This window comes from Bartonella sp. MR110HLJHH, from assembly GCF_042194225.1.
Taxonomy (GTDB): domain Bacteria; phylum Pseudomonadota; class Alphaproteobacteria; order Rhizobiales; family Rhizobiaceae; genus Bartonella; species Bartonella grahamii.
On the sequence record NZ_JBHIMQ010000004.1, the window covers coordinates 110,437 to 119,755 of the forward strand.

At 39.1% G+C, this 9,319-nt stretch carries 15 protein-coding genes; 7 read left to right on the top strand and 8 right to left on the bottom strand.

What is annotated here, in order from left to right; translation table 11 throughout:
- Positions 1 to 548 precede the first annotated feature (548 nt).
- Positions 549 to 860 carry a hypothetical protein gene (locus ACFIKB_RS04190; protein ID WP_375644853.1) on the bottom strand — a complete coding sequence of 104 codons (312 nt, stop codon included), beginning with the start codon at positions 858 to 860 and terminating at the stop codon, positions 549 to 551.
- Between the two features lie 255 nt (positions 861 to 1,115).
- Here ACFIKB_RS04190 and ACFIKB_RS04195 point away from each other — a divergent pair, with 255 nt between their 5' ends.
- From ACFIKB_RS04195 to ACFIKB_RS04215, 5 genes are read left to right on the top strand one after another with little or no spacing between them, the layout of a single operon-like run.
- Positions 1,116 to 2,003, top strand: coding sequence for an ABC transporter transmembrane domain-containing protein (locus ACFIKB_RS04195; protein WP_375652898.1), 888 nt, complete (start codon positions 1,116 to 1,118; stop codon positions 2,001 to 2,003).
- A 32-nt stretch (positions 2,004 to 2,035) separates the two neighbouring features.
- Positions 2,036 to 2,311: an ATP-binding cassette domain-containing protein gene (locus ACFIKB_RS04200; protein WP_375652899.1), complete on the top strand. Its 276-nt coding sequence runs from the start codon at positions 2,036 to 2,038 to the stop codon at positions 2,309 to 2,311.
- Entirely contained in the window at positions 2,304 to 2,783 is a 480-nt protein-coding gene (locus ACFIKB_RS04205) for an ATP-binding cassette domain-containing protein (RefSeq protein WP_375652900.1), read from the top strand. Before ACFIKB_RS04200 ends, ACFIKB_RS04205 begins: the two co-directional genes overlap by 8 nt.
- The gene (locus tag ACFIKB_RS04210; RefSeq protein WP_375652902.1) at positions 2,773 to 4,098 is read left to right on the top strand and encodes an HlyD family type I secretion periplasmic adaptor subunit; all 1,326 of its coding nucleotides are present in this window, start codon (positions 2,773 to 2,775) and stop codon (positions 4,096 to 4,098) included. Before ACFIKB_RS04205 ends, ACFIKB_RS04210 begins: the two co-directional genes overlap by 11 nt.
- On the top strand, positions 4,098 to 4,562 hold the full coding sequence (locus tag ACFIKB_RS04215) for a toxin-activating lysine-acyltransferase (RefSeq protein WP_375652903.1): 465 nt from the start codon (positions 4,098 to 4,100) through the stop codon (positions 4,560 to 4,562). The genes ACFIKB_RS04210 and ACFIKB_RS04215 overlap by 1 nt, the downstream gene beginning before the upstream one ends.
- A gap of 288 nt (positions 4,563 to 4,850) precedes the next feature.
- On the opposite strand, the gene ACFIKB_RS04220 is transcribed toward ACFIKB_RS04215, so the two are convergent.
- Positions 4,851 to 5,282 (bottom strand): helix-turn-helix domain-containing protein, encoded by a 432-nt coding sequence (locus tag ACFIKB_RS04220; RefSeq protein WP_375652904.1) that lies wholly within the window; start codon positions 5,280 to 5,282, stop codon positions 4,851 to 4,853.
- A 192-nt stretch (positions 5,283 to 5,474) separates the two neighbouring features.
- On the opposite strand from ACFIKB_RS04220, the gene ACFIKB_RS04225 reads away from it, so the two are divergent.
- Positions 5,475 to 5,756, top strand: a complete 282-nt coding sequence (locus tag ACFIKB_RS04225; protein WP_375644606.1) for a type II toxin-antitoxin system RelB/DinJ family antitoxin — start codon at positions 5,475 to 5,477, stop codon at positions 5,754 to 5,756.
- 7 nt (positions 5,757 to 5,763) lie between these two features.
- Positions 5,764 to 6,045, top strand: coding sequence for a type II toxin-antitoxin system YafQ family toxin (locus ACFIKB_RS04230; RefSeq protein ID WP_375652906.1), 282 nt, complete (start codon positions 5,764 to 5,766; stop codon positions 6,043 to 6,045).
- Between the two features lie 61 nt (positions 6,046 to 6,106).
- On the opposite strand, the gene ACFIKB_RS04235 is transcribed toward ACFIKB_RS04230, so the two are convergent.
- From ACFIKB_RS04235 to ACFIKB_RS04260, 6 genes are read right to left on the bottom strand one after another with little or no spacing between them, the layout of a single operon-like run.
- Entirely contained in the window at positions 6,107 to 6,325 is a 219-nt protein-coding gene (locus ACFIKB_RS04235; RefSeq protein WP_375647071.1) for a hypothetical protein, read from the bottom strand.
- Positions 6,306 to 6,524 (bottom strand): hypothetical protein, encoded by a 219-nt coding sequence (locus ACFIKB_RS04240; RefSeq protein ID WP_375652907.1) that lies wholly within the window; start codon positions 6,522 to 6,524, stop codon positions 6,306 to 6,308. Before ACFIKB_RS04240 ends, ACFIKB_RS04235 begins: the two co-directional genes overlap by 20 nt.
- A complete protein-coding gene (locus tag ACFIKB_RS04245; protein WP_375652908.1) occupies positions 6,457 to 6,684 on the bottom strand; it encodes a hypothetical protein in 228 nt (75 codons plus the stop codon). Before ACFIKB_RS04245 ends, ACFIKB_RS04240 begins: the two co-directional genes overlap by 68 nt.
- Entirely contained in the window at positions 6,681 to 7,346 is a 666-nt protein-coding gene (locus tag ACFIKB_RS04250; RefSeq protein ID WP_375652910.1) for a lysozyme, read from the bottom strand. The genes ACFIKB_RS04245 and ACFIKB_RS04250 overlap by 4 nt, the downstream gene beginning before the upstream one ends.
- Before the next feature lie 13 nt (positions 7,347 to 7,359).
- Entirely contained in the window at positions 7,360 to 9,048 is a 1,689-nt protein-coding gene (locus ACFIKB_RS04255; protein WP_375652911.1) for a hypothetical protein, read from the bottom strand.
- Between the two features lie 6 nt (positions 9,049 to 9,054).
- The gene (locus ACFIKB_RS04260; RefSeq protein ID WP_375644600.1) at positions 9,055 to 9,318 is read right to left on the bottom strand and encodes a hypothetical protein; all 264 of its coding nucleotides are present in this window, start codon (positions 9,316 to 9,318) and stop codon (positions 9,055 to 9,057) included.
- Position 9,319: the final 1 nt, after the last annotated feature.

Below are 9,319 nucleotides of genomic sequence, written 5' to 3' on the forward strand. Positions count from 1 at the left end.
AAAAAATGTTCTTAAAAAAATTTTTTTCACAATTTCTTTGTTACTATAACCTTTAAATTTATACTGTAAAAACATGGCATAGAAAAATATAAAGAAAGCACATGTAGAAGATAATAATTCTGCAATAATACGAATAATATCACTCATAAAAAATCCAAATTAAAAATATAGATAACAAATAAAATTTCCAAATTAACCTATAATTATAAATTAATAATCATTGTTCATAGAAATAACGTATATAAATAAAAAATGTCATAGAAAATAATATAACGAACAAAAATATTCTTAAAAAAATTTTTTTCCAAATTTCTTTTTTACTATAACCTTTAGATTTATAATATGAAAACAATGTATAGAAAAATATAAATAAAGCACCTATAGAAAATAATAATTCTATAATAATACGAATAAGATCATTCATAAAAAAATCCAAATTAAATATATAATTTTGTAAAATTATGTACCTAAACCTTCCTGTCAAGTTTGTAGACACATAATTATGCCTACAAGCTTGTTCATTTTAGAAATATCTGCTGATTTTTATATTAGCGATAACATCCATAGGCTGTATTTCCTATACCTGTGGCAAATCCTACTGTAGAGCCAACTCCTCCTCCTAATGATAGACCTTCCAAAGCGCCTATTGGTCCTCCAACTGACCACCCCATAAGTCCACCAACTACCACTCCCATATCATGTCCCCTATGTCCCATTGAAAATCCTGCAGAGAGATAATCTCCAACAGTACACCCAGGTCGTGATCCACTGCTTGAAAAATTCATTGATGAAATATTTGACCACGTATTAGAAACATGAGACCAACCATTAGAAAAACTAGAACCAAATGGACGAAACATATAAAACCTCTTTAATTATTGTTAAAAATAACTGCATCATAACGATACAGTGGGAATTTCATTATTGTGCTTTTTAAAAAATGTCAAATATAATTGTAAAAATTATAATAAAAATACTGTATAAACAATAAATACATTGTATTTATATTATATTAACACAAAATGTATATTTTTTATAAATATAATACTATTTACAATACTGTTTAAATATGCGACATCAATCGCTCTTTCTCTTAAACAAAATCATAAATTCAAATGAGTCATTCACAAGAAAAACCAGTATCATTCTCTTGGTTTACAAGAACAACAAAGAAATATATTTATTATGTCATCGAACTCAGTTGCGTTGCTGTTGTTTTGCGTTTGCTGGGCTTGGTGAATCCTTTTATTTTTCAATCGATTATTGACCGTATTCTCTCTTTTCAGCGTATTGAAAGTCTCTATGCTATCGTTGTCTTGATGGTTGCTATCATGCTGTTTAGCACTGCTCTTAGCACTTTATCAGGTTACCTAGGCGCTTATTTAGCCAATCGGCTTACGCTAGAATTTGGACGGCGTATTTACACCCATCTTTTAAGTCTTTCTTTGCCCACTTTACGCACTTGGCAAGTGGGGGAACTGTTTTCACGTATTGGAGAGGTTGATACAATTCGCGGGTTTCTAACAGGAACCATCGCCACAACTGTTCTAAATGTTCTCTTTGCCATTATTTATATTGCTGCACTCTTTTCCATTAGTCCAAAACTGACCTTTATTGTCCTTATCATTTTACCTTTACAAATGGGGTCTTTAGCGTTGGTCGGTCCCTTCTTGCGCCGCCAATTACGCCGTGCTTTCATTCTGCAAGCTGTCCATAAATCGCGCCTCATTGAAAGTTTTACCAATCTTGAAGCCATTAAAGCACACGTAAAAGAATCTGCTCATACGATACGCATGCAAGAAACTTTAGCTCGCAGTTTAGATCAAAGCCTTACAACCAGTAAATTACATCTTCTCAATGGAGCCATGAGCCATATTTTTGGTGATCTTTTCACTATTTTTATTATCTTTTTTGGTGCTCAGGCAGTTCTTCAAAACCAGATTACGCTAGGGCAACTTATTGCCTTTCATCTCCTCCTGGAAATGTTTCTGGTCCTATCTTAAGCCTTGCATCCCTATGGGAAGAATGGCAGCATTTGAAAATCTCTCGTCTTCGTTTGGGCGATATTCTTAACTCCCCTTCAGAATGGGAAAAGGGAAAACCGCCTCTTCAACTCAGCGCTCCTCCTCATCTTGAAGCCCACGATCTCTGTTTTTCTTATGGAGATAAGTCCATTATCAATCATCTTGATGTCTGTTTACAACCTGGGCAACCGATTATGTTACTTGGTCCTTCAGGGTGCGGAAAAACAACCTTGGCGAAGCTTCTTTGTGGACTCTACCCCCCAAACAAGCGGAAAGATATTGATTAACGCACAACCTTTACAGAATTTTGATGTCCGTAGCGTGCGTGAAACAATTGCGTATTTTCCTCAAAATCCTTGCCTTTTTTCCGGAACCATTCTTGAGAATATGCTTCTTGCCAAACCAGATGCCACTAAAGATGAAATCGACGCTGCACTATATGTTAGTGCTTGCTATGATTTGATTGCTCAGTTGCCTCTAGGACTTAATACTCAAGTAGGAGAGCAAGGTGGTTTTTTATCAGGTGGTCAGCGTCAACGCTTGGCTTTAGCTTGTTTCTTTCTGATAAACCCAAGCCTTCTTATTTTGGATGAACCTACTTCCGCATTGGATGACACTGTCAGTGCGCAAATTGTTGAGCATTTATATAAACTTTCGCAAGAACGTATTGTTCTTGTTATTACCCACAAAAGCGACCTCTTTCCTCAGCATGCAACCGTCTTAAACTTTACTGATTTGGAGGCAAAAAATGGCAGATAAAGCTCCCTATTTGCACCCTTTGTCACCAACGCTTCATATGGTTGTTGCTGTTTTAATTGCTTTATTTCTCTTTATTGTGATCGGCAGCTTTATCGCAAAAACAGAGATTGTTGCACGGGGGCAAGGAAGTGTTATTCCCACCGCTTACGTTCAGCTGGTCCAAGCGCAAAATACAGGACGCATTGAGAAAATTCTTGTAAAAGAAGGGCAATTTGTTCATCAAGGCGATCTCCTTATTCAATTAGATCCCCGTGAAGCCCTCAATGAGTGCGCACGTGTTCAAGCCGATATCGCGCAACAAACCCTTCAAGCACAAATTGCAACAGCTATTTTAACAGCTTTGCATGAAAGTGATCCTTTAGATAAAGATTTTGTAACCAAAGGGCTTGCCTATCTTCCAGCTCCTCCTTCTGGCAATAAAACTGCAAGAATAGAAGGGGAAAAACTCATTAGCGCTACCCTTCAATCTCTCCAAGATAAATTAAGAGCGCTAAAAGCACAGGCGGACCGCGTCGAGCGCAGCGGTGCAACACAACATGCGCAATTAGATAGGTTGGAAGATGATCGTCAATTAAGCCAAGGAAAATTAAAAGCTGCAAAAAGCCTGATGGAAACAAAAGTCATTAGCCAAGCCGTTTATTTAGAGCGTTTACATGACTTTAAAAATGTCGAGCATGAAATTTTAACCAATCAAAGACGTTTGGAAGAAAATGCCGCCGAAATAAACACCCTCCGCCAACAACGGAAAAGTCTCATTTCCGATGAAATTGCCCGCTATCGGCAACTTTCGCGTGAAACAGAACTGAATCTTCAAGGATTAAAAGCAAAGCTTGATAGCACTCAATACCATCTTGACCACTTATCACTTTATGCACCTGTTGATGGACGTATCGATGATTTAAGTATCCATACTTTGGGCGGCTTTGTAGAGACTGGAAAAACTCTTATGCGTATTGTCCCTGGTGCGGGTGGTCTCATTATTGAAGCATTTTTTGATAATCGAGATATTGGTTTTTTAGAAAAGGGCCAACGTGCTTACATCAAGTTTTCTGCCTTTCCGCCTGAACGTTTCGGTGTTATCCACGGTACAGTCGTTAATGTAGGTGCTACAGCGCGCTATAATAAAGAAATTAATGGTGTCTACGCTGTTTTAATCAAAATTGACCAAGATCACATCACTTTGAATAACAAACAACTTAAATTTATCCCTGGCATGACTGTGACAACTGATGTCATTACCTCAAAACGGCGTCTCATTTCTTATTTCTTTGAACCTATTACCAAAGTTTTAGAACAATCTCTAAAGGAAAGATAATGTCTGTAAATGAAAATCCATCACCATCACTCATAGATCCTCTTACGGCTTTGGGTGCCATGGTTGTTTTAATGCTTACATCTCCCTTATACCGCCGCTGGCGAATCTGGGATATAGACCGAAACTTAGGACCAGCTTTACAGACTGGGCAATATAAGCTCTATAAAAATGAACGTGGAGAATTTTGCGCCTTTATCACTTGGGCTTTTTTAGATGAAAAAAATCATCAATCTATGCTTGAAAAGGGAGAATTTTTACCCGATGCCAATTGGCAGAATGGAAAATACGTATGGTTTATTGATTGTGTAGCACCTTATGGACATACTGCTCATATTGTACACGATATGCAACGAAATATATTTCCTGATCAGCATTATTGCTACGCTGTTCGACGTAATGAAGATGGTGGAATACGAAAAATTGCGCGCTGGTGTTGCTACAGAGCACAAAATCCAGTCAAATAGTTTTTCTAAAGCAAGTGCGCATAAATCATTTATCCCTCGTCTTATAGAAAAGAATCTTTTAAAAGAGCTCCTTGAGCGATAGCTATAGCAAGAGAACCTTACCATATTTAGAGCTAACCCGCTACAAATGGGTATTTTTCAGCTTACCAGACTTGCTATGAATAGAAACAGATGGTTAAGGGGTTTGATCCACTCTCAAGCTGAAATTTGATTAACTAATTTCACTAGAATTGGCTGGGGTACCTGAATTCGAATCTAAATTTAATTGCAATAAACTATTGATTTTATTTATATTTTTTTAAGGTTAGGGACCGTATAATTAGGTTCTGGAATAGGATTTTCACACTTTCCTTTACAAAGCGCATTCTTTTTGCCAGCTTTCTCTAATAATTTTTTTAATAGTTCTAAATCTTCTTGTGAAATAATGTTTATCAGTCTAGAAAACATACCAACAGCTTCACATCTGAAAGTATCAGAAGGCTTTATAGTGAAACTTTTGCGACAAGCATCCGATTCTCTTCTCAAAATTTCTGCTACCTCTTGATCTAAAGCATAGAGTTCAATTACCTTTTCTTCCAGTCCTACAGGAACAGATCTTTTGCCAATTTCTACAGAAGATAAAAATGATATAGATATGTCTAATTTCTTAGCCATATCTAAAAGGCGTTCAGAATGATCAATACGAAGTTTACGTAAGGTTTTACCAAATGGTGTTAGCATCTAAAAAAAATCCTATTAGAAAAAGAAGCTCTTACGTGATTCTAGCAGAAATTTTTAGGTTTTGGTTAGCTCCTTTTAAAATTAACTTCCTACCCTCCTTAATACACAAGGTTGTACGGCGTGATGGATAAATCTCTTGACATCAACTTTAATTGTAGTACATTGTAGTACAATTAAATAGGAGATTTAGCAATGGGAAAAATTCAAGCCCGCATACCTGATGAAGTTCAAGAAATTGCAAGTGCAGTTATTAAGTCTACGGGTTTAACTGTATCAGATGCAGTACGCATGTTTATGACCCGCATTGCTAGAGATCGAGCATTACCGCTTGATCTATTCCAACCAAATCCGGAAACATTACAAGCTATCGAGGATGCCGAAATGGGACGCGTTAAACGCACGTCATTAGATGGCTTAAGAGCCATGATTCGCGAAGATAGAACCGAAGCGCGTAAATCTGAAAAGCAAATCTAAGCTTGCTATGCGGGAAATTGTCTATACTCGGTCGTTTCGGCGTGATCTCAAACGTGAAAGCAAAGGTAAATATGCTAATGTACTAGAGGAGGATTTGCTGCTTGTGGTCAAAGCGTTAGCAGAGAATGAACCGCTAAAGGTGCATTGGAGAGATCATGCACTAACAGGTCAGTGGCGCAATTGTCGTGATTGTCACATAAAGCCGGATTTAGTTTTGATCTATCGAAAGCCAGATGCCAAAACACTAGAGCTTTTACGACTTGGTTCCCATTCTGAACTGCGTTTATAATTGGATCTCCAATTCATAGTAATAAAGAATTTTACGAAATTTTTTCTTTTATGAGAGTTTTTCAATTTTTTGAGAACCATTGTTTTAAATGGACAAAGATACTGTCTATCGCATCCATGAGACGGGCAAAATCAAGGATCAACAAAAAGATAAAAAATACAATCCATTTCATAAAGCGAGACATCATTTTCACACTTTGGTAGGTGATGATCATTTCTTGAAGCATTTCTTTTTCTGTTTCTGTAAGCTCGGTGTATTTTTCAGTTTTTCTTCTGGCCATGTTTCCATCCACACAAATACTCACCCTGCTTGTTATGCTTTAAGATCTCTCTTGCTAAGTGCGAACTGATGGTGTTCAGATCTTGCCGGCTTAAATAAATTGGTAACCAACCAACACAAGAAAAAACATATTTATTTGTCGCGCAACCAGTGAGAGAGAGCAGCACGCACATCAACATCACTTTTTTTGTTAATTTCATTTTCTACCTCAAGCCGTGCTGTTACTGCCTTTAAAGCTTTTTCTGTTTGCTTTTGTTGCTCTACTTTTTTCCCAAGAGTAAAAGCTTTTGCTAAGGCAATAAAAAAAGCGGCTAAAGCCGCACCTGTTACCATCAGATTTCTTTTCATCCATAAGATCATAGGCGGTGCTCCTGAAAGCGTTTAGCAACAAAGAAAATGCCAGTACATGCGGCTAAAACCATGATGGTTGCCAAAGCCCATTGGATGGGGCCATTGCCCGCTAAAAACCCACCAAGACCTGAGAAAGAACCAATAATCGGTGCCAATGCTTCTGCTTTGAGAAACCCTGTTGGTTGTTTCGTTTCTACTGTTTGATAATTGGAGGAAACATAAGCCCCTTTCGCCCATAGCCCTGCCTCTGCTACACGCCGGTGTACGAGACCTTGTAAACGTTTGCCTCCTGCTTTGGTCCATTTCTGCAATTCGGTTGGTACTGCTTCATAATCCCCCCGATTAAGCCTTTTAAGCAATGTAGAGTTTTGGAAAGCTGCAATACCTACATTATAACAAAAGGAAACAAGAGCGCCGAACTGCTCGTCGCTTAAATTCACACAAACTGCTTTTTCTACCGCTCTCTCATATTGCTGCAAATCTGCTAAAAGCATGGTTTCGGCTTTTTTTTCCGTAATCACCATACCCTCAACAACTGTTGGTTGACCGGCTTTTTTCGTATGACCATAACCAATCGTCCATATGCCAGCAGCATCTTGATAAGCCTGCAAGCGCAAACCTTCCCACTTTTTTAAACAGTATAAACAGTCTTTACTTATTTTCCGTGCCATTGTTCAATTCACCTTATAAATATACCTTTATGAGTACTGCTCCGTCACCACCGTCGCCGCCAATTTTGTCGCCTCCGGATTTCCCATCGAAATATCCCCCGCCGCCGCCGCCACATTCTTTACCACCTCTACCACCGTTACCACCTTTGTAACTCTCACCACCCTGCCCCATGATAGAACCCTTACATTTACCGCCACCGCCGCCGCCACCGCCAAGAAAAGAACTTCCACCAGTACCAGCTCTCTTGCCGTCACTTCCACTCCCGCCACCATTACCACCAGAAAAAATAAAGCTCTCACCACTGCTGCCCTCCCTGTTTCCTCCTCCATCGCCACCTTTCCCTCCAAAGTTAACGAGAGCCATGGAGACGGAATATCCTCCTTCTGCTGTAACAAGCCCTTTGATCATTGTTCTACCACCATTGCACAAAATGTTACTGTCATTGCCTTTACCACCACGACCAATGTAAGCTGTTTTTAATTTATCTAAATCAGAACCTTTCATTTTAACATGCACGCATTGACCGCCGCCGCCACCGCCATCTTTAACGCCACCACCCCCACCGCCCCAAGCCCATACTTCAATATCGGTGTCAGCAGTAATACCATCAGGCAATGGAATATCTCCGCTTTCTGTCATCAGAATTTCAACAGGTTTCCTAACCCCGCCACCATTGTTGCCGCTACCACCGCCGCTGCTATTGCTACTATTTGCTTTGATTGAAGCCATCAATTTGGCTGGTGAGATAAGTGCATCCACTGTCTTTGTGCCATCAATCCAGTCTTTTTTTGCAAGAGGTTGAATGAGATCAACTTTTTTCTGTACACTATCCGCTGTTTCTTGTGCGACACTTGCCACAGCTTGTGCCCTGTCTCCTGTTTTTTGTGCGGACTCAGCTATTGTTTGTGCAACATCCGCTGTATTGAATGCAGCACTCCCTATACTCCTTGCCTCACTTGCTGCATAAAGCCCTTGTTGTGCACTTTCCTGTGCGTGCTGTGCCACATCTTCAATTTTATCAATTTTTGCAACCTGTGCACGTTCTTGAGGGGTTAAAATAAGATGCGTATTCCCCTCTTTCATATTCTCCATATCAAAGGCATCTTTTTCTATTTTATCTGGATCATAAACTGATTTTGACATACCAACAGACTTTGAGCCTACAAAATAACGAATGGTATTTTTGAGATCTACCGGAGATATGGGATAATAAACACCTTCATCTCCCCTCCGCCATTTTTCCATCGTTGGCTGCGTAGAACTCAACCATCGTAGCTTTGATCTTTCCTCTGTGGTTAAAATCTTTTTGGTAGGACCCTCGTGCATATTTTCCATAGAAAATGCATTTGCCCCCACATTGTCGGGATCATATGTAGCAGCCTTCATATCGCCAATCCCTAAAGGCGATATTTTTACCCAGCCAGCGCCTGATAAAATCGCATTCTCATGCGCTTCACCACTTGCTTCAATATCGTTGATTGTGACCTTATCTTTGTAAGCAAGAGCTCCAATATCTCTCTTTGCAACAGCATCATCAGCCTTTTTTCCTTGAGCAGCAGTTGCAAAATACTCTACCTCATAAGCTGCTGCACTCCCCACTGAAACGGGTGCAAGAGCCTTACTATCTAAAACACCTTCTTTAACTTCTTTCTTTGTTGCTGGTTCAAGCTTAAATATATGCGTATGATAGGGTAATGGCATCGCGTTTCATTCCTTAGTAAGTTTGTTTTTGAGGTTGTGGGGGATGAGAGACTGTAATTCATCAATAAGTTTTTGCATGATCTCTATGCGTTTATCTGTTGCTTCTTGATACTGTGCCAAAGCGCTTAAAAGATCATGCTGTATATCGTTTTTGACAAGATCAAGAATCTTATTCAATGGCGCATGAACCATTCTATTGCTTGCATAAAAAAGGACGCGGATTTGCTCCGCGTCCGCAATATCATCAATAGCAGACGGATTATTGATCATC

Excerpts from the sequence above, each read along its gene's own strand:
- ACFIKB_RS04260 (WP_375644600.1), bottom strand. The coding sequence starts at position 9,318 with ATGATCAATAATCCGTCTGCTATTGATGATATTGCGGACGCGGAGCAA.
- ACFIKB_RS04220 (WP_375652904.1), bottom strand. The coding sequence starts at position 5,282 with ATGCTAACACCATTTGGTAAAACCTTACGTAAACTTCGTATTGATCAT.
- ACFIKB_RS04255 (WP_375652911.1), bottom strand. The coding sequence starts at position 9,048 with ATGCCATTACCCTATCATACGCATATATTTAAGCTTGAACCAGCAACA.
- ACFIKB_RS04230 (WP_375652906.1), top strand. The coding sequence starts at position 5,764 with ATGCGGGAAATTGTCTATACTCGGTCGTTTCGGCGTGATCTCAAACGT.
- ACFIKB_RS04225 (WP_375644606.1), top strand. The coding sequence starts at position 5,475 with ATGGGAAAAATTCAAGCCCGCATACCTGATGAAGTTCAAGAAATTGCA.
- ACFIKB_RS04195 (WP_375652898.1), top strand. The coding sequence starts at position 1,116 with ATGAGTCATTCACAAGAAAAACCAGTATCATTCTCTTGGTTTACAAGA.
- ACFIKB_RS04235 (WP_375647071.1), bottom strand. The coding sequence starts at position 6,325 with ATGGCCAGAAGAAAAACTGAAAAATACACCGAGCTTACAGAAACAGAA.
- ACFIKB_RS04250 (WP_375652910.1), bottom strand. The coding sequence starts at position 7,346 with ATGGCACGGAAAATAAGTAAAGACTGTTTATACTGTTTAAAAAAGTGG.
- ACFIKB_RS04215 (WP_375652903.1), top strand. The coding sequence starts at position 4,098 with ATGTCTGTAAATGAAAATCCATCACCATCACTCATAGATCCTCTTACG.
- ACFIKB_RS04210 (WP_375652902.1), top strand. The coding sequence starts at position 2,773 with ATGGCAGATAAAGCTCCCTATTTGCACCCTTTGTCACCAACGCTTCAT.
- ACFIKB_RS04240 (WP_375652907.1), bottom strand. The coding sequence starts at position 6,524 with ATGAAATTAACAAAAAAAGTGATGTTGATGTGCGTGCTGCTCTCTCTC.
- ACFIKB_RS04245 (WP_375652908.1), bottom strand. The coding sequence starts at position 6,684 with ATGATCTTATGGATGAAAAGAAATCTGATGGTAACAGGTGCGGCTTTA.
- ACFIKB_RS04190 (WP_375644853.1), bottom strand. The coding sequence starts at position 860 with ATGTTTCGTCCATTTGGTTCTAGTTTTTCTAATGGTTGGTCTCATGTT.